The sequence below is a fragment of the Brachybacterium sp. GU-2 genome, from assembly GCF_030866705.2.
Taxonomy (GTDB): Bacteria; Actinomycetota; Actinomycetes; order Actinomycetales; family Dermabacteraceae; genus Brachybacterium; species Brachybacterium conglomeratum.
Genome location: NZ_CP133037.2, coordinates 2022835 through 2047105 on the forward strand (window position 1 = coordinate 2022835; position 24271 = coordinate 2047105).

A 24271-nucleotide genomic window follows, 5' to 3' on the forward strand; every position below is an offset into this window, starting at 1 on the left:
GGAATGTCATCACGACCACGTCACGGACCAGCGCTTCGCCGGAGACTGCGCCGGTGTTCACCTGCCGGTCGCCGAACCAGCATCGGCCGAGCGGCCGGGGTCACCTCATGCCCGGTCAGGTATGCGCTGCAGCATCTCGGGATGTCTTCGCGTCATCGACGGGGACGACCGATTCGTCCGCTCTGATCGATTTGGGCAGAATGCCCGGCATGCCGCTTACAGTGTTCCGGGTCTCACGGCGCGATGATTCCTCCGTGACGGCGCTGCTCACGCTCGCCGCGCTGGTGCTGACGGCGAGCCGACCGGTGGTTAGAGGGGCAGGCGCGGCCGGCCGCTGCGCCGTCGTCGGTCGCGGGTTCCTCCGGTGAGGGCACGTGCCCCTCCTTCGAAGGTCGAAGGATGCCGGCGACCCGGCGCGGAGGAGGCCCCCGCTCCGATCCGAGCGCGGCGGCAGAGCCGAGGTCAGCGAGGCATGTTCCGCAGGTTGCTCGCCGCCATGTCGACCATCCTCCCCACCCCGCCGCCGAGCACGACCTTCGTCGAGGCGGTGGCGAAGCCGCGGATCTGCTGCGCGGTGATCTTCGGGGGCATGGAGAGGGCGTCGGGATCGGTGACCACGTCGATGAGCACCGGGCCGGGGGTTGCGAGCGCGACGGCGAGCTGCTTCTTCAGCTTCTTCGGCTCGGTGATGCGCACCGCGCCGATGCCCACGCCCTCGGCGATCGCGGCGTAGTCCACGGCCTCGTGGTCGGTGCCGTGGTCGGGCAGGCCCTCCACGAGCATCTCGAGCTTGACCATGCCGAGGCTGGAGTTGTTGAACACGAGGATCTTCGTGTCCAGCTCATGCAGCTTCACGGTCAGCAGCTCGCCCATCAGCATGCCGAGCCCGCCGTCGCCGCTCATCGAGATCACCTGTCGGCCAGGGAACGCCTTCGAGGCTCCGATGGCCTGGGGAAGGGCGTTGGCCATGGTGCCGTGGTGCCAGGAGCCGAACACGCGTCGCTTCCCGTTGGGGGTGATGTAGCGGGCGCCCCAGACGTTGCACATGCCGGTGTCCACGGTGAACACGGCGTCGTCGTCGGCGAGCTCGTCGAGCGTCGCGGCGACGAACTCGGGGTGGATGGGCGTCATCCGCTCGACGTTCTTCGTGTACGCGGCGACCACACCGGAGAGCGCCTTGTGGTGTGCCTTCAGCTGGCGGTGCAGGTAGCGGTGCCCCTTGGTGGACGTCAGCAGCGGCAGCACCGCCTGGAGGGTGAGCGCGACGTCGCCGTGCACGGCGAGGTCGAGGCCCACGCGGCGGCCCAGCCGGGACGCGTCGGCGTCGATCTGCACGATCCGCGGCGCCCCCTTGCCGTTCTCGCGCGGCAGGAACTCGCTGTAGGGGAAGTCGGTGCCCAGCAGGATCACGAGATCCGCCTCGTGCATCGCCTCGTAGCAGGCACCGTACCCGAGCAGACCGCTCATCCCCACGTCGTAGGGGTTGTCGTACTGCATCCACTCCTTGCCGCCGAAGGCGTGGCCGATCGGCGCCTTGACCCGTTCGGCGAGCGCGAGAACCTCCTCGCGGGCGCCGCGCACCCCGGCGCCGGCGAACAGCATCACGGTGTCGGCCTCGTCGATCAGCTCGGCGAGGCGGCCGACGGGGCCGGCGGCGGGCTGGACCGCGCCGAGCTCGGTGGCGAGATCCCGGGTGAGCGGGGCGTCGACCCCCTGGTCGGCGACGTCGCCGGGCAGCACCAGCACGGAGACGCCGCTCTTCGCGATCGCGGTCTGGATCGCGATGTGCAGCATCGTCGCGCCGTGGGGGCCGGAGTTGACCATCTCGCAGAAGTGGGAGCACTCCTGGAACAGCCGCTCGGGATGGGTCTCCTGGAAGAAGCCGGTGCCGATCTTCTCCGAGGGGATGTGGGAGGCGATCGCGAGGACCGGCGCGTTGTCGCGGTGCGCGTCGTACAGGCCCTGGATCATATGGGTGTTGCCGGGGCCGCAGGAGCCGGCGCACACGGCGAGCTTCCCGGTCAGTCGGGCCTCGGCGCCCGCGGCGAAGGCGCCGGCCTCCTCGTTGCGCACGTGCACCCACTCGATGCCCTCGGTGGTGCGGACGGCGTCGACCACGGGGTTCAGGGAGTCGCCGACCACCCCGTAGATGCGTTCCACGCCGAGGTCGCGGAGCTGGGCGACGAGAAGCTGGGCGAAGGTGCTGCGAGCCATGAGAGGTCCTCCCGAGGTGTGGGTTCCCGGGAGCACGGTCCCGGGACGGAGTGCATGTCCCCGACCCTACTCGCGAGACGCCACGAGGGCAGGGCTGAGCCCCGACCGATCGGCTCGGGAACGGCGCGGGCGGCAGCGGAGGCGAGGCGCGGCGGGGGCGGGCCCCGCCGGCTCAGACGGAGGAAGTCTCCTCGTCGGACTGCTCCTCGCCCTCGGCGGGCGTCCCCGGGATGAAGCGCACCGTCTTCACCCGGCGCTCGTCGACCTCGGCGACCTCGAGGGTCCCGCCGTCGATCGCGACCGTGTCCCCGGCCTCGGGGATGCGTCCCAGCTGCGCCATGAGGAAGCCGCCGACGGTCTCGTAGCCGCCGGTGTCCGGCAGGGAGATGTCGGTCGCGGCCTCGAACTCCTGGAGGATCAGGCCGCCTTCGAAGGTGCCGTCGGCCGCGAGGATGCTGTCCAGGCCGCCGGGAGCGGGCCAGGTCTCCGCATCGAACTCGTCGTAGATCTCGCCCACGAGCTCCTCGAGCAGGTCCTCGAGGGTGACGATGCCGTCGGTGCCGCCGTACTCGTCCACGACCACGGCGATCTGGTCGGCGTGGGCGCGCATCCGGTTCAGCGCCGAGAGCACCTGCACGGTGCCCGGGATGTGCTCGATGGGGCGCACCAGCTCCGACATGCGGGTGCGGTCCGGGTCCTCGACCAGGAGCATGTCGCGCACGTGCACGAAGCCGAGCACGTCGTCGACGTCGTCGCCCGTGACGGGGTAGCGGGAGAAGCCGGTGTCGCGGATCTCCTGTCGGCTCTCCTCGACGCTCTGGCGCCCGTCGAGGAAGTGGACCTGGTGACGGGGCTGCATGACCTCGACGACGGTGCGCTCGGAGGCATCGAACACGTCGGCCAGCACCCGCGACTCCGCCTGGTCCAGCGCGTCGGAGTCGCGGACCATCGCCTTGATCTCCTCGGCGGAGACCGCCTCACGGTTCGCGTTCGGGTCGCCGCCCAGCAGGCGCACGACGAGGTTCGTCGACGCCGACAGCAGCCAGATCACCGGGCGCATCAGCTGCCCGAACAGGTGCAGCGGCGGGCCGACGATCCGCGTCATGCCCAGCGCGTTCTGCATGGCCAGGCGCTTGGGGACGAGCTCGCCGAGCACGAGGGAGAGGTAGGCGATGATCAGCGTCATCCCGATCAGCGCGGCGGTCCCGGCGGTGGCCTCCGGCAGGCCCAGCCCCGTCAGCACCGGCACGAGCGAGGGCGCGATCGTGGAGGCGCCGTAGGCGGAGGAGAAGAACCCGGCGACGGTCACGCCGATCTGCACGGCGGAGAGGAACTGGTTGGGGTCGCGGACCATCGTCGCGGTCTTCGCGCCGCGGGGCCCGGACTCCTCGAGCTGGTCGATCTGCGACTCGCGGAGATTCACGATCGCCATCTCGGTGCCCGCGAACACGCCGCCGATCAGCACGAAGAGCAGCACGAGGGCGATGTTCAGGAGGACGGAAGGATCCATGGGGACAAACCTACCGGTGCGGCCGCCCAGCGGCTGTGGAGGGCCTGCGCCGCACAGGTCACAGTAGCGGCAGCAGCTCCTCCCACACGGCGCGGAGGATCTCGGCGCCGGCGCGGCCCTCGAGGTGAGAGGTCACGGTGAGCACGGCCTGCTGCGCGGGCAGGACCAGCAGGAACTGGCCGTAGGCACCGTCGGCCCGCCAGGCCCCGTCGGCCGTGCAGTCCCAGACCCCGAAGCCGTACCGGGCCGCCTCCGGCTCGGGGTCGCCGGTCGTGACCCAGGTGCCCTCGGCGTGGAGGGCGTCGACCCAGTCGGCCGGGACGAGCCGGGCGCCCTCGTGGGCGCCGCGGTCCAGGAGGAGGCCGCCGAGGCGCGCGAGCTGACCGCTCTTCAGGTGCAGGCCGGTCGCGCCCCAGGTGTGGCCGTCACGGGTGGTGAACCACTGCGGGTTCAGGATCCCGAGCGGTGCGAACAGGCGCGGTATCAGCCAGTCGCGCAGGGTCTGCCCGGTGCGCTCCTCGATCACGCGGGCGAGCAGGAAGATCGAGCCGTTGGAGTACTGGAACCGCTCGCCCGGTGCGGCGGTGAGGTCGGTGGCGAGCAGGTGGGCGGTGAGGTCCTCGTGCTCGCGCTCGGCGTCGAGGAAGCCGAGCACCGGGGAGCCGGAGGTCATGGTCAGCAGGTGCCGCAGCCGGACCTCGTCCACGCCCTGCCCGTACCCTCCGTCCGGGGCGGGCAGGTGGTCTGTGAGCAGGTCCTCGACCCGCAGCAACCCCTCGGCCTGCGCGATCCCGACGGCGAGGGCGGTGACGGTCTTCGAGACCGAGTAGACGTTCTCGGCGGTGTCCTCGACGAATCGGTGGGAGAGCTCGGGACGGCCCGTGCGGTGCAGGTGCAGGGCGCGCACGCCCAGGCGCTGCTCCAGGATCCGCTGGCGCAGCGGCAGCAGGAGGAGGTGGTCGGCGGGGGTGGCAGCGAGGTCGCTCATGGCTCGACCGTAGCCGGTGGGGCCGATGCCTCAGATGTGCACCGGGTCGGGGGCCTCCTGGCCTGCAGACCGGGCGACGGGCTCGCGCAGGCGCACGCCCTCCCGTCGGCCGATCCACACCACGAGCAGGCCGGTGAGCAGCAGCAGCGCGATCGCGCCCGTGACCCCGCCGGCGAGCGCGGCCTCTGGCGCGCTCGCGGCGGGGACGGAGAGCGCGGCGGCGGAGGTGCCCGGCGCGGCGGCGGCCGCCCCGACGGCGCCGACGCCGGAGCCCGCGCCGCTGCCCGCGCCGAAGGCCCCGACCAGGTGCGCGAGGACGGTGAGCGTGGTGGTCAGCGCTATCGGCAGCTCGAGCCCGCCCGTCTTCCAGGCGAGCATCCCGGCGCTGAGGCCGAGGGCGAGTGCGGGAAGCAGCACGGCCGGGGTGAGATCCCGGCCGATCAGCATCACGGCGGTGCCGGCGAGGACGGGCAGGGCGGGGCTGCGCAGCCAGGTGCCGAGCGCCTGCATCACGGTGCCGCGCAGGCTCAGCTCGAGTCCGATCGCCTGCACCGGGGCGAGGACCAGCACCAGCAGCACCACCAGCAGCAGCTGCGGGATCGAGGCGCCGGACCCGGCGGCGTCGGGGGCGCCGGCGAGCATACCGGCGAGCGCGGCGAGCACGACCACCGCGAGCCCTCCCCCGGCTCCGGCGAGCAGCAGGGAGCGGTCCGGGCGCAGACGGGCCGCGACCGACCACGCGGTGCCGAGCGGTCGCCAGCCGCCCACGCGCACGCCGACGATCCCGGCAGGCAGCCACATCGCGCCCATCGCCAGGGCCAGGCCGACGTCCAGGGGGCTGGTCGGGTCGCCGCTGGTGACGCCACGGGCGATGTTCACGCCGGGCACCACCGCGAGCAGCAGCACCGCGGTGACCAGCACGACGGAGCTGAGCACCACATAGGCGAGGAGGGCCGCGCCGAGGCTGAGCAGCGGCTTCGCGGGCCGGGACCAGGCCGGGCGGAGGGCGGCGAGGCGGTGGTACGCCGTCGCGGGGGTGGCCGACGGTGCGGCGTCGGGGGTGCTGTCGGGCGCAGCGGCGCCGGCTGGAACGGCGTCGGCTCCAGTGCCAGACGCGATGCCGTCGGCCGGGCCGGAGGTCACACCGTCGGCTCGCCCGGAGCTCGCCCCGCTCATGCGGCGCGCTCGGCGAGGCGGCGACGCTCCTGCTGCGCCTGGTCCTGGGCCGCATGCGCCTGGGACGCGGCGGCGGAGAGGCCGAGGTCCTCCAGCGCCAGCGGCTGGGCGAGCGGGCCGAAAGGGCGCTCGCGGTGCATGGAGCCGTCGGCCGCGAGGTGCAGCAGCTCGCCGGAGTCCATGAGACGCCAGGCGGGGTCATCATCCATCGGCTCGGAGGCGATCACCACCGAGTCGATGCCGGCGAGGTCCTCGCTGCGGGTGCGCAGCGTGGCGGAGGACTGGTCCAGCGCCTCGCGGGGCGCGGACGCGGTCGCCTCGCGCTCCAGCACCCACAGCTCGTTGGTGGCGGGCAGGCGCACCGCGATCAGCTCCTCGTCCTTCAGCACCAGCACGTTCACCGAGTACACGGGCACGTTCCGCGCGATCCAGTCCAGCGCCGCGACGACGCCGCCGCGCAGGTCGCCGCCGTGCGCGGCGACCTCCCCGGTGATCAGCGCGGCCATCCATTCGCTGTCGGTCGTGCCGCGGACGTGATGGGCGGCACCGAGCTCGCGGACCCGCTCCTTCATCTGCTCGGTGACCTCGAGCACCCCGTTGTGGGCGGAGAGGATCCCGTCCTGCAGGAAGGGGTGGGTGTTCTCGTCGCTGTGCCCGGTGCCGGAGGAGAGCCGCACGTGCGCGATCATCGCGCGGGACCGCACCGCGGTGGCGATCTGCCCGAAGCGCTCGGAGGCGTAGGCGGCCACGGGCTTCTTCGCGACCTGCGGGGCACCGTGCTCGTCGATCCAGCCCAGCCCCGTCCCGTCAGCGTTGAAGCGGGACTGGCTGAGCAGCGAGTAGGGGGCGTCCAGCAGCCAGAAGTCGGCGGTGATGGGCTGGTCGGAATGGAGGGCGAAGAGTCGGCACATGACGCATCCACTGTAGAGCGGGACGGCCGAGATCGCCGTGAGGGCCGACACCCGGCCGGGAGATCGGCCGCCCGGGCGAGCGCTGCCAGGATCCGCCCCGGAAGCACGGGTAGCGTTCTGCGATGTGGAGTCCCCCGCCGGCACCGAGCCCCGCAGCTGCTCGGTCGTCGTGCCCGTTCGCGACGACGCCGCCGAGCTGCGAGGTCTCCTGGAGGCCCTCGCGCAGCAGCGGGAGCCCGCGCTCGAGATCATCGTGGTGGACAACGGCTCGTGCGACGGCTCCGCAGCGGTGGCCCGAGCCGCGGGCTGCATCGTGCTGACCCTTCCCCCTCCGAGCATCGCCGCGGCCGCCGCCGCGGGCTACGACGTCGCCCGCGGGGACCTCATCGTGCGCTGCGACGCGGACAGCCGACCCTCGCCCGGATGGCTCGGCGCCCATCGTCTCGCACATGTCCGGTCGGGGCCCCGCACCGTGCTCGTCACCGGCCCCGGCCGTTTCCGGATTCCCGCACCTCTCGGGGAGCTCCTCTCGGGTCTCTACGTCGGCACGTACCTGCTGTGCACCGCCGCGGCGCTGGGGCACTTCCCGGCGTTCGGCACGACCATGTCGATGCGGCGCGCATGGTGGCACGAGGTCCGGGAGGAGACCTCCCGCAGCGCAGAGGTGCATGACGACATGGACCTGTCCTTCCGGGTACGGCCGGGGCAGCGCGTCCAGGTGACGCGGACGGTCGCGGTGGGCATGTCGGCCCGGGCGCTGCGGGTCGGCCACGATCCGCTGCGTCGGTGGCGCCGTGCGACTCGCACCCTGCGACGCAACTGGCGTCTCGAGCGGCCGTGGCAGCGCTGGGCGGCGAGGCTCACCGCGCCGGGTCGAGGGCGATGACCGCCGGACGGGCACGCGCCGTGGCCCTGCTGCCGGTGCGCTGGTCCGGGCTCGCCCTGGCGGCGGGCCTCGCGCTGACCGGGCACGGGGTGGAGGCCGCGGTGGCGATGCTGGTGGCGCTCGCGCAGGTGGTGGGCTGGCGCTCTCGCCTCCCGCTGGCCTGGGAGGTGGCGACCTCGGCGGCCTGCATGGTCGCGGCGATCAGCTCGTTCCTCCTGCTCTACGAGCGGATCCCCTGGTGGGACGTCCCGGTGCACACCGTGCTGAACGGGCTGCTCGCCGTGCTGGTGGCGCGGGTGGTCCGTTCCCGGGAGGTCTCCGCGGCGGAGGTGGTCGTGACCGGCGCGGTCCTCGCGGTGGTCTGGGAGCTGATGGAGCTGGCGGGTCATCACTGGGTGGACCCCGCCGTGCACGTCGCCCCGGCCGACACCGCGCTGGATCTGATCGTGGCGCTCGGCGGCAGCGCGGTCGCGGCGCTGCTGTGGCGCCGACGGCGCTCAGCGCATCAGCAGCACCGCGACGAACGCCACCAGCAGGGTCGCGGCTCCGAGACCCCAGACCCAGCCCGGCACCGCGCGGCTCTTCGAGGTCACGACCGTCGCGTAGATGGCGATGATCGTGGCGAAGAGCAAGATCCCGGAGAGCAGGAGCAGCAGGAGGGCGGCGGTGCTCATGCGGCGACCGCCGAGCGCTGCATCGATGACGACAACTGCGGTCCTTCCTCCACCGTGCCCTGACCCGCCAGAAGGTAGTATAGGACACGCTGACCTGGGTCCCGGGGCTCCGGGCTTCGGCTCAGCGGGTCTTCGCGCGCCCGCCGCGGGTGGACTCCCCCGGGGCGAGCGCGCCGACGACCCTGTGCGGGACGTAGGGCGCCTCGAGCGCGGCGATCTCGTCGGCCGTGAGCTCGAGGTCGAGCGCGCCGAGCGCCCCGTCGATGTGCGAGGTCCTGGTCGCGCCGATGATCGGGGAGACGACCGGGTTCTTCGCGAGCAGCCAGGCCAGCGCCACGTGGACGCGCTCCACGCCGCGGTCTGCGGCGATCTTCGCGACCTGCTCGACGATGGCGCGGTCGGTGTCCTCGGTGGTGTCGTACTTCGACTTCGCCGTCTGGTCGGTGCGGGCCCGCTCGGTGTCCGCGTCCCAGTCGCGGGTGAGGCGGCCGGCGGCGAGCGGGCTGTACGGGGTGGAGGCGACGCCGAGCTCGCGCAGCAGCGGCATCATCTCCCGCTCCTCCTCGCGGTAGAGGAGGTTGTAGTGGTTCTGCATCGAGACGAACTTCGTCCAGCCGTTCACCTCGGCGACGTGCTGCGCCTGCAGGAACTGCCAGGCGAACATGGCCGAGGCCCCGAGGTAGCGGACCTTCCCCGAGCGGACCAGGTCATCCAGCGCCTGCATCGTCTCCTCGATCGGGACGGTGTGGTCCCAGCGGTGGATGATGTACAGGTCGATGTAGTCGGTGCCGAGCCGGCGCAGGCTCGCCTCCGCCTCGGCGAGGATCGCCTTGCGGGAGAGCCCGCCGCCGTTGGGGCCCTCGTGCATCGTCCCGTGCACCTTCGTGGCCAGCACGATCTCGTCGCGGTTCGCGTAGTCGACCAGGGCCTTGCCCACGATCTCCTCGCTGCGGCCGATCGAGTACACGTTCGCGGTGTCGAAGAAGTTGATGCCGGCGTCGAGGGCGTGCTTGATGACGGGGCGGGAGTCATTCTCCTCCAGGACCCACTTGTGGACCCAGCGCTCGGCATTGCCGAAGCCCATCGTGCCCAGACACAGCCGCGACACGTCCAGTCCGGTGCGGCCCAGCTTCACGTACTCCATGCGGTGCTCCTCCTGCGATGGTGCGGGCGTCGCTCGCCCGATGCCCCCACCCTCGCGCCGCCCGCGCCGCGATGGGAGGACCTGTCAGAGCACCCCTCCCGCGGACGGGCCGTGCGCACCCCGCTGCACGACTCTCCCGGAGTTGTTCGACGAAACGTGCCAGATTCGTGGCACGTTTCGTCGAACAACTCCCCCGCGCCGCGCTGTCAGCGGCCCGTCCCGGCCCGGGGAGCCGCCGAGACGTGGATGTCTGAGCGTGTGGCTTCGTTCGCTTGGTGGCGGGGTTTTTGCAGCGCTCCGTGGCGGTCTTGTTGCCGCGATCACGCAGGACTGGCTGCAGGTAGGTGTTGCGGTCTGAACCGAGAGGGGTGCGCCCGGTCGGGGCCGTTTGGATCGCTGCCGCTACGTCAGAGTCCGAAGGCTCCGCCGCTGACGAGGATCACGATGCCGAGGCCGATGAGAACGATGGGGAAGAGGATGTGCTCCCAGCGTTCGAGCACTTCGGCGATCGGGGGGCGGGTGGCGACGAACTTTGCCAGGGCCACCAGGACCGCGACGAGCGCGAGGAAGACGATGCAGTAGGCGACTACTGCGAGAGGTTCCACGCTGAGGAAGACAGGGGTGTAGACGCCGATGTTGTCGCCGCCGTTGGCAAGGGTGACGCCTGCGACTGTCCACACGCCGACCTTCTTGCCGGCAACCTTGGCCTCGTCGTCATCGTCGTCATCGTCTCCGCGCCAGGCCTGCCATGCGGCCCAGAGGCCGAGGCCCAGAGGGATGAGACCGAAGTACGGGATGGCTGCCGAGGGCAGGAATGCTCCGGCACCGATGGTCACCAGGACCGCGGCACCGAGGATGCCGGCGAATCCGAGGTACTGGCCGGCCAGAATGCGGGCGGTAGTGCCGCGCTGGCCTGCCCCTCGCGCGAAGAAGAGGGAGAGCACGATGATGTCGTCGATGTTGGTCGCTGCGAACAGGCCCATCGCCTGCAAGACCGAGGTGAGGATCATGCGCCCTCCCCAGCTGCGTCGCATCCGGGAAGCGAGCAGGCGGGATCGATGCACGGGGCGTCTTCGTCCACTGCCAGGGTGGCATCGACCAGTGCCGTCAGCGCCTGCGCCAGGTGCGAATCGGCGATCTCATATCGTGTCCGACGACCCTCGGGCTCGGAGACGACGATCCCGCAATCGCGCAGGCATGCCAGGTGGTTGGACACGTTCGGGCGTGTCAGGTCCAGATCTCGGGCCAGTTCCGCCGGGTAAGCGGGATGGTCGAGCAGGGTCAAGATGATCCGGGATCGAGTGGGGTCGGCCAGTGCACGACCCAGGCGGTTCATCACGTCGAGACGCGAAGCAATAGTCAGCATGGACTGAACTATACAGCGCGCACTGAACACTCGGTCACAGGCGTCAGCCCAGATCGCATGCCCGTAAGGGGATCCTTCACCGTACTTCGTGCGAGCTTAGTCCTCGACGACTTTTTATGAGGGATCGTCATGTACGCAAGACCCGTACGGCGACATGGGCGGTGAGGGGAGGGCAACTGCAACAATGGGGACATGCATGTCGGCTACGCGCGCGTCTCGACTCTCGAGCAAGACCTCTCCGCCCAACGGGAAGCACTCGAGCGCCTCGGAGTCGAGAACAAGAACATCTACTTCGACCACGGCCTCACGGGAACGACCCGCGCCCGGCCCGGGCTGCGCGAGGCACTGGCCGCGACCCGGGATGGGGACACCCTGGTGGTGACCAAGCTCGACCGGCTGGCCCGCTCGCTCCCGGACGCGAGGGACATCGCCGACGAGCTCACCATCAAGGGAGTGGCGCTCAGTCTCGGAGGCAGCGTCTACGACCCCAACGACGCCGTCGGCCGGTTGCTGTTCAACGTGCTCGGCATGGTGGCCGAGTTTGAGGCGGACCTCATCCGCCTGCGCACCCGCGAGGGCATGGCCATCGCCAGATCCAAGGGCAAACTTAAAGGCAAGAAGCCCAAGCTCTCGCCCTCTCAGCGCAAGCACCTGCTGACGTTGCACGCCGCCGGTGAGCACACCCAAGCCGAGCTGGCCGAGCTGTTCAACGTCTCCCGCACCACCATCTACCGCGAGTTGCGCCGCACCACGGCCGACACCTGACCGCGCCTGCACCGCCACTGAGCGATCACAGAAACCCGCCACCAAGCCATCACATCCACAGTCTGAGCGGGACGAGGCGATCAGCACGGGAAGGAGGGACCGGGACGCGCCGGCCCGGCGCTGGCCGGGGAGACGGCCCGGGATCGACGGGGACGGCCGCGGCGAGCCGCCGTCACCGTCAGGTGGCGAACGTGCCGGTCAGCTGCACTTGCGGAAGGTCTTGCCGCCGGGCATGCCGTAGCGCTTGCCGGTGTAGCCGCCGTCGTCCGAGTAGGGGATCTCCGGGCCGTAGGGCTCACAGCCGGACTTCCCGCCACCGGACTTCCCGCTGCCCGAGCTGCCGCCGCCGGACGAGTCACCGCCGGAAGCGCCGCCGCCCGAGTTGCCGCCGCCGGAGTTCGAACCGCCAGAGCTCGAGGACCCGCCCCCGGAGCCGGACTTCCCGTCGGACCCCGAGCCGCTGCCGCTGCCCGAGCTCGTCGCGCCGGAGACTGTCTCCTCGTCGGACGAGTCCGCGGCCGGTGCCGCTTCCCGCTCGCGACGCTCCAGCTCCTCCCGCTCGATCCGCTCGCGCTCCTGCTCCTCCCGCTCGATCCGCTCGCGCTCCTGCCGCTCCCGTTCCTCGCGCTCCTTCTGCTCGCGCAGCCCCTGCTGCTCCTCGTCCCAGTCGTCCTTGAGGCCCTGCACCCGGTCTCGCCCGTCGACGGCGCGCTCGCGCACCTCGTCGGCGGCCTCCCGCTGCCCGTCGAGGAAGGGGGCGGCCAGCGGCAGGGCGAGAACCGCGTTCGGGCCGGTCGCGAGCACGTCCGCGTCGAGGGCGTCGACGAGCGCCTCCGCGTCCTCGACCAGCGTCGTCGCGTCGGCGAGCGCCTGGGCGGGGTCGCCCGCGACCGTCTGCGGGATCGCCTCGGCCGCGGCGCCGAGCTGCTCGACCTGTGCGGGGACGGTGCACTCGGTCGCGGCGGAGAAGAGGCCGAGCCCCTCGGACTGCGCGGTCGCCGCAGCCTCCTCGACCTCGGGCAGGAAGCGGGCGTTGGGCTCGAAGTAGACCGGCACGCCGAGTCCCTCCGCGGCGATCTCGGCGTTCACCAGCGAGCCCGACTCGTACACACCCGCGAGGGTGCGGTCGTAGCGGTCCAGCCGCTCCTCGTCGTACTCGAGCTCGATCTCGGTGCCGGCCGGGAGCCGCTCGGCGAGGAAATCCGTCGCCTCGGGGCCCAGGCACTGCACGGGCAGGTCGGGGTGCTTCGTCTCGGGGGTGTCGATGTTGAGCAGGCGGATCGTGGTCTCCTCCCCAGCGACGACCGCGACCAGGGTGTCGCCGTCGACCACGCGCACCACGGTCCCCTCGCCGCTGCCGTCGTCGCAGCCGGTGAGCAGGCTCCCCGCGAGCAGGGCGCCGAGGGCGAGGCCCAGGCTCCGCGCACGCCGCGGCCGACGCCCCTCCTCTCCGACGCTCGCGATCCGACCCCGACGCGACCCGCTGAACCTGCCCATGACCACCTGATTCGTTCCTCTCAAGAGCACCTGCTCGTCAATGCTTGAAGCATCTCCGACCGGTGCGACAACCGCACCTCGGAAAGGCGCCCAGTCACCGAGATCACACGGTCTCGTGCCACCCTGGAGCGAGCCGCGAAGGAGGACCCATGACCACCGCCCCCGACCACCCCGCCGAGCTGGGCCGCGCCCGGCAGCTCGTCGCCCTGCTCTCCGCCGAGAAGCTGCGCCGCGGACTCGGACGCCTGCTCACCGGGGACGGACCGGCCGAAGACCCCTCGGTGCGCGGGCCGCTCTCGCGCCTGGACTGGCTCGGCGAGGACGGCACGGCGGACGTCCCGGCGCTGCGTCGGATCGCGGACTCGCTCGCGCTGATGCGCTCGGACCGGGCGATCCTCGAGGTGCCGCGGCTGGACGACATCCCGGTGAAGACCGAGGAGTCCCGCGAGGTCAGCGGCAGGATCGCGCGAATCGTGTTCGAGCGGGTCGGGTCAGCGCGCAGCCTCGGCGAGTCGGAGCTGAACGCCGCGATCGCGATGTTCGCGGCCGATGTGGCGCTCGTCCGGCGCGACGCCGTGGACTCGGGCGTGCTGGAGCGCTCGGCCGACGGCGCCTGGTACCGCCTGGCCGGCTGACCTCTCCGCCGGCTGATCCGTCGGCCGCGCAGCCGAGCGGCTCGGCGCCACCCCGGCCCGTCGACCGACCGGCTAGGCGCCGTCCCGGCCCGTCGGCCGACCGACTCTACGCCCGGCCGGCCGCGGCTACTTCCGGAAGGACTTGATCACGTTGGCCAGCATCGGAACCAGCACCACGAGGGCGATCCACCCGAAGCTGAAGTTGTCACGGAAGAACTCGTTCCTGGCGAAGAACCCGAAGAAGATGACGAGGAACACGACGATCGGGATCGCCTTGACCAGGGCCTTGCCCACCTCGGCCACCCGATTGCGGACCTCAGGATCGGGCCGGCCGCCGAACTCCCACTCCTCGTACCGGCGCTCGGCCCTCTCGCGAGCGTCGTCCCCGAACTCGCCGAAGCGCGGCCCGGAGTGCTGCGGGGCCGAGCCCGCAGAGCTCGGGCCGAAGTCCTGGTCAGCGCGACGGGACGAGCTCCGCGAGTCGAAGTCCGAGGACCAGGTGCTGCCCCCGCTCGGCAGCGGCCCGGGCCTGCTCTCCGCCGCCCCGGCACCGTCCGCCCCCGTGCCCGGTCCCCCGCGGTCCTTGCCCCCGAGCCACGACGGATCCCCGCCCGGCCCGTGCGCGTCGTTCCCCCACTGTTTCATCATGTTCACAGGGTAGACATTCTCCGCATGACGGTCGCCCCGGTCCCGCACCCCTAACGCGGCACTGACCCGCCCCGCGATACCGTCGAGGCGTGATCCACCTCGACGACGCCCAGGTCAGCACGCTCCTCCCCACCCCGGCCGATCAGGTCGCACTCATGCGCGAGACGCTGCTCGCCCTCGCCGACGGCTCCGCCTCGGTGACGCCGAAGACCCAGGTCGTCCATGAGGAGGGCGGCTTCGCGAACGCGATGCCGGCCGCCTGGACGGAGCGCGGACTGCTGGGCATCAAGTGGGTGACGGTCACCCCGTCGAACCGTGCGCGGGGCCGGGAGATGATCGGCGGGCTGATGGTGCTCTCCGCGGCCGACGGCTCGACCCGCGCCACGATGGACGCCGCCGAGCTCACCGCCCAGCGCACCGCGGCCGTGACCGGCGCGAGCCTTGCGCTGGACGACCGGCCGATCACCTTCGTCGGCACCGGTGTGCAGGCCCGCTCCCACGCCCGGGTGATCGAGGCGCTGGGTCGGGGCCCTCTGGCCGTGTGGGGCCGCCGCCCCGAGGCCCTCCGGGAGCTCGCCGCCTGGTGCGCCGAGCACACGCCCGGCCTCGAGCTGCGCACCGCGACCGACCGGGCCGAGGCGCTCGCAGGCGCGGGTGTCGTGATCAGCGCCCTGCCGATCGGGCTGAGCGACGCGGCGCTGCACCCGGGTGACGTCGCCGCCGACGCGACGCTGCTGCCGATCGACTACGCCTCGGTCGCCGGCGCCGAGATCTCCCGCACCGGCACGGTCGTCGCCGACGACGTCGAGCAGTTCGAGTCGCTGAGGCCGCTGAAGCACGGCAAGGACTACCCCCGGGCGACCGGGTCGACCGGTGACCTGCTGCGGGAGGGCCGGCCGTGCGGCCTGGTCGTGGCGCAGAACCTCGGCTCCGGGCTCGGAGACGTGGTGCTGGCCGACGCCGTCGCCCGCGCCGCAGGGGCCTGACCTCCGCACCTCCGGTCGGCCCGCCCGCCTACCCCTGTGCGGCCCGGCCCGTCGGCCCAGACTCGAGCACCTCACTCACCGAGACCTGATTCTGTGTCGCTATAGCCCTCGATAACGACACAGAACCACGTCTCGATGGCCGCCCCCGGCCACCAGGACCACCCGCCCCGCCATCGAGACGCACGGCTGGCTGGAGAAGGACCTCAGGAGCGGCTGACCTGCGACTCGGTCGCGGGCAGGAGGGCACCCTCCGCGGGGAGGACGTAGCCGTGGTGGGTGCCGCCGTGTCGGTCGACGAGCTCCATCCACCGCATGGCGAATCGCTCGAAGGCCTCGATCTGCGCGGGGTCGATCTCATCACGGACGTGGCACGTGATCATGCCGCGACGCTACCGCCCGATGACCGTTCAGGCGGCGCGGACCTGCTCGCCGCGGCGGAGGTCGAGCTCGGCGGAGGTGGACCAGCCGCTGAACAGCGCCTCGCCCGGCTCGAGGTCGCGGCCGGCGGCGAGGGCGCCGAGGTGCACGGGCTCGTAGCCGAGGCGGTGCAGCAGCGCGGTGACGAGCTCCGCGGCCCGATCGTCGTCGGCGGCGAGCGCGATCGCCCGACGGGACGGGTCGCCGTGGTCGCGGCCGTGCTCCTCGACGTCGTGGTAGCCGATGTGGTTCAGGGTCTTCACCACGTGCGCGCCGGGCAGGCGCGCGGCGAGCAGCTCGCTGGTGGAGAGCTCGCCGGCGTGGTCGCCGAGCTCGGCGCGGGCGGCGTCGACAGCGGTCGCATCAGCCTCGCCCCAGGGGTTGGTCGCATCGACCACGACCGCGCCCTGCAGGGCGCCGGCCTCGAGGGTCAGCGCGACGTGCAACGGCAGGGTCAGCGCGATGACGTCGCTGGTCGCGGCGAGATCCTGGAGGCCGACGTGGCGGGCGCCGGGAAGCTTCGCGGTGAGCGCGGGCGGGGCGGAGCGGCCGGTGACGGCGACCTCGAGCCCGCGGCGCAGCGCCGTGCGGGTCAGGGCCGAGCCGATCTTGCCCGGGCCGAGCACGCCGAGCCGCGGGGTGTGCGGGGCGCGAACGGCGACAGGGGCGAGCACCGGGGCGCCGCCGTCGGACTCCTCGCCGTCGATCCGCTCCCCGTCGGGGCCCTCGGCCTCCGGCCGGGGCGCGTGCCCGCGCAGCGCGGTCTCGAGCAGCTCGCGGGCGAGGGCGTCGTTGCGGCGGTGGCAGGGGGCGTTGGTGTGCGGGCGGGCGAAGGCGGCGATGGGCAGCTCGGAGGTCCAGGGGCCGACGGCCCACAGCCGCTCGCGCGGCGTCCCGTCGGGGCCGATCACGCGGTGGCGGGCGTCGGTGTCGAGGGCGCCGGGCGAGGCGGCGGACTCCCGCCCGAGCGCTGCGTCGCCGCCCGTGACCAGGTCGCGCAGCAGCGGGTTGGTCGACTCCTGCAGCGAGGGCTCGGGCAGGAAGGCGTCCACGAGCGCGCCGGCCGCGATCTCGATCCCGGTGGCGCCGCGAGCGCGGAAGCGGCCGCTGGCCTCGTCGGCCGTGACACGCAGGCCCGGCCCGAGGAAGCGGATGACGCCCGCGCGCTCGACAGCGAGCAGCTGCTGGAGGCGGTGCGGGGGCGGGCCGGAGTCGACGAAGCTGAACAGCGAATGCCACCAGCGGGGGTAGCCGCTGGCCGCGCCGCCGCGCAGGCGGGTGGCGGGAAGCTGGTCCACCAGCACGCCGTGCAGCTGCAGCAGCAGCTGGAAGAGGGCGCGGGCGGCGGTGACCTCGTCGCCGATGCGGTCGCGCAGGTCCGCCTCGATATGGCCGACGACGGCATCGCGCGTGGCCTGCTCCGCCGCCTCGGGCAGCGTGGTCGCGCCGAGATCGGAAAGCGGCTCGTCGAGCCAGGCCAGCGGCTCCTCCCCCTCCGGAGAGAGAGGCGCGCCGGGGACCTGGTGGGCGATCTCGGCAGCGATGAGCGGCAGCACATCGGTGCGGAAGTCGAGCAGGCCGTTCTCGTCCTCGAGGGCGCGGAGGTTCTCGGGAGTGACGTGCACGAGCTCGCCGAGCCCGGTCGGGGCGCCCTCGTCGCGAACCTTCGAGTGGTACGGGACGCCGCGGCGGGAGCCGACCCAGAGCCGGGGCTCCTCGCCGGAGGGGAGGTAGTCCAGGCGGCCTCGCAGATCGGCGGTCGCGTCCGCGCCCGCGCTCTCCGCCTCGGCGGCGGGGACGAAGCGGCCGCCGCGCCCCTCGGTCAGCAGCGCCATGAGGTCGATGAACGCCAGTCCCATGCCGCGCACGATCACGTCCTGCCCGGCGCCGAGCAGCTCGACCTGCGCGTCGGAGGCCTGGGAGGGGCCGAGATAGGTGCCGCCGTGGCGTCGCGCGAAGGCGGCGAGCTCGTGGCGGGCGGCGTTCGGGCGGGAGTCGGTGTGGCCGGCGGCCAGCAGCAGCAGGTCGGCGGCCAGGGGGGCGCGGTCCTCGAGCTCGACGTTCCAGGTCGCGGGACTGTCGGCCGCGCGCACTGCTGTCGCGGTGGTGCGGTGCACGGTCACGGACACGGTCGAGGGCAGCGCCGCGAGCACCTGCCCGAAGAACCACTCGAGGTAGAGCGCCTGGACGCGCCGGGAGGCGAAGTCCGTCGGCCCGAGCGCGTGGATCTCGGCGAGACGGGTGGTGCCGGCCGTCGGCGCAGCGATCGTGCCGCGGCGGATCCCGTCGGCCCATTCGGCCAGCGACGGACCGGCGACCACGGGCCCCTCGGCCTCGACGGTCTCATCGGTGAAGATCGAGACGTCCGCGGCGCGGGAGTTCATCAGCAGCAGGGGGCTCTCGTCGGCCCGCCAGATCCGGCCGGCGCCGGGCATGTGCGGGTCGACGATGTCCACGTGCAGCGGCGCCTGGGCGAGGCGCTCGGCCGTCCCGGGCACGCCGGCGTTCGCGCCGAGCCGCTCGAGCACACCGATCGCGCGCGGCCCGCCGCCGACCATCACCAGCCGCGACGGGGCGCCGCGGCCGGTGTCGTCCGCGCTGGTGGGGGTCGGTGCGCTGTGCCGGGAGTTCATGCGTGCGGGTCCCTTCCGAGGTGCCTCTGTGTCACAACGTGACGTGTCATAGTCGCCACCTTGCATCCGCATTAGATTCGCTTATAACGTCGAGCCTCGCAAGCCTCGACCGGCCTGCGGTTCACGTTCCGTCACGGAAGGCACACCATGACCCCCTCCGTCGTCACCCACGACACAGCCCGCCGCGCCGACGCGCCCGGCGCCGCCTCCGGGGCCGACGTCATGTCGTGCCCGCCCGGGACAGGCGCCGACGGTCGCGCATCGCTGGGCCCGATCAGCGATGCGGAGCTCTCCCGCCTGCGCGTGATCCCCGCCCGCCACCCGGGCAGGATCGTGCTCGCGGTGCTGGTGGGCCTGCTCGCCGCCGCAGTGCTGTGGTCCTTCGTGACCAATCCGCGCTGGGAGTGGGGCGTGGTCGCGCAGTGGTTCTTCGCCGAATCGATCATCCGCGGACTGCTGGAGACGCTGAAGCTCACCGTGCTCGCCGGCGCCGTCGGCTTCGGACTGGGGCTCGTCCTCGCCCTGATGCGCCTGTCGAAGTCCTCCCTGATCTCGTCGGTGAGCTGGACGTTCTCCTGGATCTTCCGCTCCACGCCGCTGCTGGTGCAGCTGCTGCTCTGGTACAACCTCGGCTACCTCTACGAGCACATCACGCTCGGGATCCCGCTGACCGACGTCACCTTCGTCGACGCCCGCACCAGCGACCTGATGACCCCGATGATCGCCGCGGTCCTCGGGCTCGGCCTGCACCAGGCCGCGTACGCCGCCGAGCTGATCCGCGGCGGGATCCTGTCGGTGGACCAGGGCCAGATCGAGGCCGCCAGCGCCCTGGGCATCCCCGCCCGCGACCGCTCGCTGCGGATCGTGCTGCCCCAGGCGATGCGCGCGATCCTTCCCACCGCGTTCAACGAGATCATCGGCCTGGTGAAGGGCACCTCGATCGTGTACGTGCTCGCGCACGCCGAGCTGTTCTTCACCGTGCAGCTGGTCTACGGCCGCACCCAGCAGGTGCTGCCGATGCTGCTGGTCGCGACGGTCTGGTACGTCGTGATCACCTCGCTGCTCTCCGTCGGGCAGTACTACATCGAGCGCCACTACTCCAAGGGTGCGGTGCGCACCCTGCCGCCCACCCCGCTGCAGCGGCTCCGCGCCCGCCTCGGCCGCCGCCCCGTCACCGCAGGAGCCACCGCATGAGCCCGCTGACCTCCCTGCTGCGCCGCCGTTCGGCCGACGGGACGCAGAAGCCCGCCGGCGCCCGTTCGGCCGAAGCGACCAGCCCGTCGGCCACCCGGCCCGGCACGCCGGCCACCCAGCCCGACCCGTCGGCCGCCCGGCCCGGCCCGTCGGCCGACGGCCCCCGCGGCGGCCTGGTCGAGATCCGCGGGGTGCACAAGTCCTTCGGGGACCTCGAGGTGCTGCGCGGCATCGACCTCACGATCGCGCCCGGCGAGGTGACCGCGATCCTGGGCCCCTCGGGCTCCGGCAAGTCCACGCTGCTGCGCTCGATCAATCACCTCGAGCCCGTCACCAGCGGTCTGATCAGCGTGGACGGCGAGGTGATCGGCTACCGCCGCGACGGCGACCTGTTGCACGAGCTGCGCGAGCCCGAGGTGCTGCGCCAGCGCACCGCGATCGGGATGGTGTTCCAGTCCTTCAACCTCTTCGCCCACATGACGGCGCTGGAGAACATCACGGAGGCGCCCCGTCGGGCGCTCGGCGTGAAGCGCACCGAGGCGGAGGCGCATGCCCGGGAGCTGCTCGCGCTGGTGGGCCTGTCCGAGAAGGCGGGCGCCTACCCGCGCCAGCTCTCCGGCGGCCAGCAGCAGCGCGTCGCGATCGCCCGCGCCCTCGCCCTGCGCCCGAAGGTGCTGCTGTTCGACGAGCCGACCAGCGCCCTGGATCCCGAGCTGGTCGACGAGGTGCTCGCGGTGATCCGCTCCCTCGCCAGCGCCGGAACCACGCTCGTGATCGTCACGCACGAGATCTCCTTCGCCCGCGACGTCGCCGACACCGTGGTGTTCATGGACCAGGGCCGGATCGTCGAGCAGGGCCCTCCCGCTCAGGTCATCGACTCCCCCACCCATGGGCGCACCCGCTCCTTCCTGCAGCGGGTCAGCGCGGAGTCCGCCGGCCCGTCGGCCGCGGACGCCGAGGCGACCGACGCCGACGCGCTCGACTCCGCCCGCGCCGCCTCCAGCACCCTCTCGAAGGACCTCTCATGACCCGCCCTGCTCGCGCACGACTGCGCCCCACCCGTCGCACCGTCGCCGCCGGCGGCCTGCTGCTCCCGCTGGGCCTGCTCGCCGCCTGCGCCGATCCGGTGGCCGTCCCGGGCACCGCCGCAGGCGACGCCGCCGGGGCCGCGGCCTCCGAGGGCGACGGCAGCAGCGCCCCCACCATCGACACCTCCGGCACCCAGGAGCTCATCCGCACGGAGGTCGACGAGGAGATCGCTGCGCTGGTGCCTGCGGAGATCGCCGAGTCCGGGGTGCTGCGCGTGGGCATCAACGGCGCCTCCCCGCCGCCGCTGTCGTTCCTGGCCGACGACAACCAGACCTACATCGGCTCCGAGATCGACATCGCGCGGCTCGTCGCCGACAAGCTGGGCCTGGAGTTCGAGCAGAGGCTGACCACCTGGGAGAACTGGCCGCTGAAGCTCGAGGGCGGCGAGTTCGACGTGGTCCACGCGAACGTCGGCATCAACGCCGAGCGCCTGGAGAAGTTCGACTTCGCCTCCTACCGCGCCGCCTACATGGCCTTCCTCGCGCAGAAGGGCGCCGAGGGCTGGCTCGAGAACGCGAACACCCTGTCCGGGAAGACCATCGCCGTCGGCGCCGCGACCAACCAGGAGAAGATCCTCGTCGACTGGAACACGCAGCTCGAGGAAGCAGGACGGGCACCGGCGGAGCTGAAGAACTACTCCACCGAGGCCGACACCCTCCTCGCCCTCGGCTCCGGCCGCATCGACGGCTACCTGGCTCCCTTCCCCACGCAGAGCTTCACCGCCTCCCGCCGCGAGGACATGGAGGTGCAGGGCAGGATCAACGCGGGCTGGCCCGACCAGACCCTCGTCGCCGCCACCCTCCCCGCCGGCAGCGGCCTCGCCGAGCCCTACGCCGCCGCGCTGAACGCCGTGATGGCCGACGGCACCTACGCCCAGGTCCTCGAGCGCTGGCAGCTGAGCGACGAGGCCCTCCCCGAATCCCGCGTCCACACCAAGGAGAACCCGTGAGCACCACCGTCACGCCCGACGAGACCACCCGCCCGGGCGCCGCGCCCGGCACCGATCCGTCGGCCGGCCCCGCCGCCGAGGGAGCCGCGGGCGCGCTGCCCGTCCTCGCCGTCGACCTCGTCACCGACCCGTCCCTGCTGGAGGGCCTCGCCCCGCTCGCCCGCGGTCTCGAGGACGCCGGGATCGGTGCGCTGACCCTCAGCGACGGCGGCCTGCACCCGATCCACGTCGCGGCGCATCTCGCGCCGCTGACCCGCGGGATCGGCCTGCTGCCCCGCGCCGACGCGATCTACGTCGAGCCGTTCCACCTGGCCACGCAGCTGATGAGCCTGGACCACATCAGCCACGGCCGGGCCGGCTGGCTGCTGCAGGCCGAGACCGACCCGTCGGCCGCCGAGGCGGTGGGCCGCGAGGTGCTGGGCCTGGAGGCGACCGCCCGCGAGGCCGCCGACGTGCTCGAGGCCGCCCGCACGATCTGGGGCACCTGGGCGCCGGACGCCGTCGTGCGCGACACCGAGCGCGGCGTGTACGTCGACGCCTCGCGCCTGCAGTACGCCGATGTCGAGGCGGAGACCTTCTCGGTGCGCGGCCCGGCGATCACGCCCCGCTCCCCGCAGGGCCTGCTGCCCGTCCTCGTCGCCGACACCGACCGCGCGGCCGCCGGCGAGCGCGTGAAAGGCGAGCTGGCCGACGGGCGGGTGCTGGACCTCGACGTCTCCGGCGGGGCCCGCGTCGAGGAGCTCGCCGCGCAGATCGGCTCGGCTCTCGCGGAGACCGGCACGGAGGAGGCGTCGGGCGCGGGTGAGCAGGCCGATCCGTCGGCCGCCTCGCAGCAGGTGCGGCTCGTGCGCCTGGTGGGCCTGGACCTGGAGGCCGACCCGCTGGGCACCGTCCGGCAGCTGGCGGACGAGCTCCGCTCCCGCGGCCTGATCACCCCCGCTCCGGCCGCGTCGGACGCGGCGTCATCGTCGACCTCGGCCTCGGCGTCGGGCCGCACCCTCCGCGACCTGCTGGGCTTGCCCGATGCCCCCTTCCAGCTCGATCCCGCCCGGCGCGCCGACCGCGCCCGCCTCACCTCCGAGGAGCACGCATGAGCACCGCCACCACCCCGCTGTCCGACGCGCCGCTGTCCGAGGAGGCCGCCGCGCTCGCGACCGGCCCCGCCGAGCACCCGCTCCACCCCGAGCACACCCCGACCGGACAGCTCTCCTTCGGCGCCTTCTTCCAGGGCGTGAACTCCTCGACGATCTGGCGCCTGCCCGAGAGCGGCGATCAGGTCGCGTGGGAGTCCTTCGAGTCGCTGGTCCGCACCGCCGAGCGCGGGAAGTTCGCGGCGTTCTTCCTCGGCGAGGGCCTGCGGCTGCGCGAGCACCGCGGCGTGCCCTTCGAGCTCGACGTCGCCGGCCGGCCCGACGCCCAGACGCTGCTCGCGGCGCTGGCCGGCGTGACCGAGAAGATCGGCCTGGTCGCCACGCAGAACACCACCTTCAACGACCCGGTCGACCTCGCGCGGCGCCTGCAGACCCTCGACCTGCTCTCCGGCGGCCGCGCCGGCTGGAACATCGTCACCACCGACAACGCCTGGACCGGAGAGAACTTCCGCCGCGGCGGCTACCTCGACCACGCCGACCGCTACACGCACGCCGAGGCGTTCCTGCAGGTCGCCGAGCAGTACTGGGCCGGCCAGAAGATCTCGCACGACGGCGCCCACTACACGGTGCACGCCCAGGGCGACCTGCCCCGCTCCGCGCAGGGCCGGCCCGTCCTCTTCCAGGCCGGCGCCTCCCCCGCCGGTCAGGACTTCGCCGCCCGCACGGCCGACGTCATCTTCTCCCCGCACGGCTCCCTCGCCGCGGCCGTCGAGTTCCGTCGCAGCATCGTCGAGCGCACCGTCGCCGCGGGCCGCGACGCGGGCGCCGTGAAGATCCTGCCGGGCGCCGAGATCATCCTCGCCCCCACCGAGGCGGAGGCCGACGAGAAGGTGCGCTGGGTGCGCGACCACCAGATCGGCCCCGAGCAGGCCATCGCCCTGCTCGAGCAGTACTGGGGCCGCGACCTCTCCGAGTTCGATCCCGAGGGGCCGCTGCCGGACGTGCCGCCGGAGGTCGTCGAGTCCGGCGTGACCCGCGGTGCCGGCTTCCAGTTCGAGAAGGCCGAGCAGCTCACCCGCCAGTGGCGGGAGGAGGCGGCCGAGAAGGGCCAGAGCATCCTCGAGTTCGCCCGCGTGAAGTCCGGGGCGCGCCGCGGCGAGTTCACCGGCAGCTACGACGCCGTCGCGGACCGGCTGGTGGAGTTCGCGCGGCTCGGCGCGATCGACGGCCTGAACATCACGCCGTGGCTGATCCCCTCGGGGCTCGACGACATCGTCGACCACCTCATCCCGCGTCTGCAGGAGCGGGGCGTGTACCCGACCGAGTACGCCGGCACCACGCTGCGCGAGAACCTGGGCCTCCCGCCGCTGTGACCCGGTGAGCGGGGCGGGGCTGGGGCGGGGCAGCCGATCACGGCCCCTCCCCCGCCCCGTCGCCGCTGCCACTCACCTTTTGCTGGCGCCACGACTCATCCGGCCCACCGCATGAGTCCTGGCGG

Annotated in this window: 22 protein-coding genes; 10 read left to right on the plus strand and 12 right to left on the minus strand. The window is 72.7% G+C overall.

Features of this window, described 5'->3' with window-relative positions; genetic code table 11:
* Window positions 1-462: 462 nt before the first annotated feature.
* From RBL05_RS09240 to RBL05_RS09260, 5 genes are all read right to left on the minus strand, one after another.
* Window positions 463-2214 carry a pyruvate dehydrogenase gene (locus RBL05_RS09240; RefSeq protein WP_318603586.1) on the minus strand — a complete coding sequence of 584 codons (1752 nt, stop codon included), beginning with the start codon at window positions 2212-2214 and terminating at the stop codon, window positions 463-465.
* 172 nt (window positions 2215-2386) lie between these two features.
* Window positions 2387-3724 (minus strand): hemolysin family protein, encoded by a 1338-nt coding sequence (locus RBL05_RS09245; protein WP_308739752.1) that lies wholly within the window; start codon window positions 3722-3724, stop codon window positions 2387-2389.
* A gap of 58 nt (window positions 3725-3782) precedes the next feature.
* Window positions 3783-4712, minus strand: coding sequence for a serine hydrolase domain-containing protein (locus RBL05_RS09250; RefSeq protein ID WP_308739751.1), 930 nt, complete (start codon window positions 4710-4712; stop codon window positions 3783-3785).
* Between the two features lie 30 nt (window positions 4713-4742).
* Window positions 4743-5888, minus strand: a complete 1146-nt coding sequence (locus RBL05_RS09255) for a type II CAAX prenyl endopeptidase Rce1 family protein (RefSeq protein ID WP_308739750.1) — start codon at window positions 5886-5888, stop codon at window positions 4743-4745.
* A complete protein-coding gene (locus RBL05_RS09260; protein ID WP_308739749.1) occupies window positions 5885-6799 on the minus strand; it encodes a class II glutamine amidotransferase in 915 nt (304 codons plus the stop codon). Before RBL05_RS09260 ends, RBL05_RS09255 begins: the two co-directional genes overlap by 4 nt.
* A gap of 124 nt (window positions 6800-6923) precedes the next feature.
* Here RBL05_RS09260 and RBL05_RS09265 point away from each other — a divergent pair, with 124 nt between their 5' ends.
* Window positions 6924-7685, plus strand: a complete 762-nt coding sequence (locus RBL05_RS09265) for a glycosyltransferase family 2 protein (protein ID WP_308739748.1) — start codon at window positions 6924-6926, stop codon at window positions 7683-7685.
* Window positions 7682-8422: a hypothetical protein gene (locus RBL05_RS09270; protein ID WP_308739747.1), complete on the plus strand. Its 741-nt coding sequence runs from the start codon at window positions 7682-7684 to the stop codon at window positions 8420-8422. Before RBL05_RS09265 ends, RBL05_RS09270 begins: the two co-directional genes overlap by 4 nt.
* Window positions 8423-8480: 58 nt before the next feature.
* On the opposite strand, the gene RBL05_RS09275 is transcribed toward RBL05_RS09270, so the two are convergent.
* The 3 genes from RBL05_RS09275 to cmtR all read right to left on the minus strand — a co-directional run bounded on the left by RBL05_RS09275 (window position 8481) and on the right by cmtR (window position 10869).
* Window positions 8481-9503: an aldo/keto reductase gene (locus RBL05_RS09275; protein ID WP_308739746.1), complete on the minus strand. Its 1023-nt coding sequence runs from the start codon at window positions 9501-9503 to the stop codon at window positions 8481-8483.
* Between the two features lie 407 nt (window positions 9504-9910).
* A complete protein-coding gene (locus tag RBL05_RS09280) occupies window positions 9911-10513 on the minus strand; it encodes a cadmium resistance transporter (protein WP_016997609.1) in 603 nt (200 codons plus the stop codon).
* Window positions 10510-10869 carry a Cd(II)/Pb(II)-sensing metalloregulatory transcriptional regulator CmtR gene (gene cmtR / locus RBL05_RS09285; RefSeq protein WP_006590980.1) on the minus strand — a complete coding sequence of 120 codons (360 nt, stop codon included), beginning with the start codon at window positions 10867-10869 and terminating at the stop codon, window positions 10510-10512. The genes RBL05_RS09280 and cmtR overlap by 4 nt, the downstream gene beginning before the upstream one ends.
* Window positions 10870-11061: 192 nt before the next feature.
* Here cmtR and RBL05_RS09290 point away from each other — a divergent pair, with 192 nt between their 5' ends.
* Window positions 11062-11634 (plus strand): recombinase family protein, encoded by a 573-nt coding sequence (locus RBL05_RS09290; RefSeq protein WP_054687552.1) that lies wholly within the window; start codon window positions 11062-11064, stop codon window positions 11632-11634.
* 198 nt (window positions 11635-11832) lie between these two features.
* On the opposite strand, the gene RBL05_RS09295 is transcribed toward RBL05_RS09290, so the two are convergent.
* The gene (locus RBL05_RS09295; RefSeq protein ID WP_308739745.1) at window positions 11833-13131 is read right to left on the minus strand and encodes a thermonuclease family protein; all 1299 of its coding nucleotides are present in this window, start codon (window positions 13129-13131) and stop codon (window positions 11833-11835) included.
* A gap of 149 nt (window positions 13132-13280) precedes the next feature.
* On the opposite strand from RBL05_RS09295, the gene RBL05_RS09300 reads away from it, so the two are divergent.
* A complete protein-coding gene (locus RBL05_RS09300; protein WP_308739744.1) occupies window positions 13281-13766 on the plus strand; it encodes a DUF2087 domain-containing protein in 486 nt (161 codons plus the stop codon).
* Window positions 13767-13892: 126 nt separating this feature from the next.
* Here the strand turns inward: RBL05_RS09300 and RBL05_RS09305 are convergent, their stop codons facing one another.
* Window positions 13893-14414: a hypothetical protein gene (locus RBL05_RS09305; protein WP_308739743.1), complete on the minus strand. Its 522-nt coding sequence runs from the start codon at window positions 14412-14414 to the stop codon at window positions 13893-13895.
* An 89-nt stretch (window positions 14415-14503) separates the two neighbouring features.
* Here RBL05_RS09305 and RBL05_RS09310 point away from each other — a divergent pair, with 89 nt between their 5' ends.
* Complete coding sequence (locus RBL05_RS09310) at window positions 14504-15400, plus strand: ornithine cyclodeaminase (RefSeq protein ID WP_308739742.1); 897 nt, start codon at window positions 14504-14506, stop codon at window positions 15398-15400.
* A gap of 203 nt (window positions 15401-15603) precedes the next feature.
* Here RBL05_RS09310 and RBL05_RS09315 read toward each other — a convergent pair whose 3' ends face one another.
* Window positions 15604-15780, minus strand: coding sequence for a hypothetical protein (locus tag RBL05_RS09315; protein WP_308739741.1), 177 nt, complete (start codon window positions 15778-15780; stop codon window positions 15604-15606).
* Window positions 15781-15807: 27 nt separating this feature from the next.
* Window positions 15808-18450, minus strand: coding sequence for an FAD/NAD(P)-binding protein (locus RBL05_RS09320; protein WP_308739740.1), 2643 nt, complete (start codon window positions 18448-18450; stop codon window positions 15808-15810).
* A 147-nt stretch (window positions 18451-18597) separates the two neighbouring features.
* On the opposite strand from RBL05_RS09320, the gene RBL05_RS09325 reads away from it, so the two are divergent.
* Genes RBL05_RS09325 through RBL05_RS09345 form a run of 5 tightly spaced genes read left to right on the plus strand, consistent with a single transcriptional unit; the run spans window position 18598 to window position 24146 of the window.
* A complete protein-coding gene (locus RBL05_RS09325; RefSeq protein WP_308739739.1) occupies window positions 18598-19644 on the plus strand; it encodes an amino acid ABC transporter permease in 1047 nt (348 codons plus the stop codon).
* Window positions 19641-20672, plus strand: a complete 1032-nt coding sequence (locus RBL05_RS09330; protein ID WP_308739738.1) for an amino acid ABC transporter ATP-binding protein — start codon at window positions 19641-19643, stop codon at window positions 20670-20672. The genes RBL05_RS09325 and RBL05_RS09330 overlap by 4 nt, the downstream gene beginning before the upstream one ends.
* A complete protein-coding gene (locus RBL05_RS09335; RefSeq protein WP_308739737.1) occupies window positions 20669-21682 on the plus strand; it encodes a transporter substrate-binding domain-containing protein in 1014 nt (337 codons plus the stop codon). Before RBL05_RS09330 ends, RBL05_RS09335 begins: the two co-directional genes overlap by 4 nt.
* Entirely contained in the window at window positions 21679-22776 is a 1098-nt protein-coding gene (locus RBL05_RS09340; protein WP_308739736.1) for an LLM class flavin-dependent oxidoreductase, read from the plus strand. The genes RBL05_RS09335 and RBL05_RS09340 overlap by 4 nt, the downstream gene beginning before the upstream one ends.
* Window positions 22773-24146 carry an LLM class flavin-dependent oxidoreductase gene (locus RBL05_RS09345; protein WP_308739735.1) on the plus strand — a complete coding sequence of 458 codons (1374 nt, stop codon included), beginning with the start codon at window positions 22773-22775 and terminating at the stop codon, window positions 24144-24146. The genes RBL05_RS09340 and RBL05_RS09345 overlap by 4 nt, the downstream gene beginning before the upstream one ends.
* The last annotated feature ends 125 nt before the right edge of the window (window positions 24147-24271 follow it).

Excerpts from the sequence above, each read along its gene's own strand:
- RBL05_RS09345 (WP_308739735.1), top strand. The coding sequence starts at position 22,773 with ATGAGCACCGCCACCACCCCGCTGTCCGACGCGCCGCTGTCCGAGGAG.
- RBL05_RS09305 (WP_308739743.1), bottom strand. The coding sequence starts at position 14,414 with ATGATGAAACAGTGGGGGAACGACGCGCACGGGCCGGGCGGGGATCCG.
- RBL05_RS09300 (WP_308739744.1), top strand. The coding sequence starts at position 13,281 with ATGACCACCGCCCCCGACCACCCCGCCGAGCTGGGCCGCGCCCGGCAG.
- RBL05_RS09280 (WP_016997609.1), bottom strand. The coding sequence starts at position 10,513 with ATGATCCTCACCTCGGTCTTGCAGGCGATGGGCCTGTTCGCAGCGACC.
- RBL05_RS09260 (WP_308739749.1), bottom strand. The coding sequence starts at position 6,799 with ATGTGCCGACTCTTCGCCCTCCATTCCGACCAGCCCATCACCGCCGAC.
- cmtR (WP_006590980.1), bottom strand. The coding sequence starts at position 10,869 with ATGCTGACTATTGCTTCGCGTCTCGACGTGATGAACCGCCTGGGTCGT.
- RBL05_RS09270 (WP_308739747.1), top strand. The coding sequence starts at position 7,682 with ATGACCGCCGGACGGGCACGCGCCGTGGCCCTGCTGCCGGTGCGCTGG.
- RBL05_RS09290 (WP_054687552.1), top strand. The coding sequence starts at position 11,062 with ATGCATGTCGGCTACGCGCGCGTCTCGACTCTCGAGCAAGACCTCTCC.
- RBL05_RS09315 (WP_308739741.1), bottom strand. The coding sequence starts at position 15,780 with ATGATCACGTGCCACGTCCGTGATGAGATCGACCCCGCGCAGATCGAG.
- RBL05_RS09245 (WP_308739752.1), bottom strand. The coding sequence starts at position 3,724 with ATGGATCCTTCCGTCCTCCTGAACATCGCCCTCGTGCTGCTCTTCGTG.
- RBL05_RS09320 (WP_308739740.1), bottom strand. The coding sequence starts at position 18,450 with ATGAACTCCCGGCACAGCGCACCGACCCCCACCAGCGCGGACGACACC.
- RBL05_RS09275 (WP_308739746.1), bottom strand. The coding sequence starts at position 9,503 with ATGGAGTACGTGAAGCTGGGCCGCACCGGACTGGACGTGTCGCGGCTG.
- RBL05_RS09250 (WP_308739751.1), bottom strand. The coding sequence starts at position 4,712 with ATGAGCGACCTCGCTGCCACCCCCGCCGACCACCTCCTCCTGCTGCCG.
- RBL05_RS09255 (WP_308739750.1), bottom strand. The coding sequence starts at position 5,888 with ATGAGCGGGGCGAGCTCCGGGCGAGCCGACGGTGTGACCTCCGGCCCG.
- RBL05_RS09295 (WP_308739745.1), bottom strand. The coding sequence starts at position 13,131 with ATGGGCAGGTTCAGCGGGTCGCGTCGGGGTCGGATCGCGAGCGTCGGA.
- RBL05_RS09240 (WP_318603586.1), bottom strand. The coding sequence starts at position 2,214 with ATGGCTCGCAGCACCTTCGCCCAGCTTCTCGTCGCCCAGCTCCGCGAC.
- RBL05_RS09325 (WP_308739739.1), top strand. The coding sequence starts at position 18,598 with ATGACCCCCTCCGTCGTCACCCACGACACAGCCCGCCGCGCCGACGCG.
- RBL05_RS09330 (WP_308739738.1), top strand. The coding sequence starts at position 19,641 with ATGAGCCCGCTGACCTCCCTGCTGCGCCGCCGTTCGGCCGACGGGACG.
- RBL05_RS09335 (WP_308739737.1), top strand. The coding sequence starts at position 20,669 with ATGACCCGCCCTGCTCGCGCACGACTGCGCCCCACCCGTCGCACCGTC.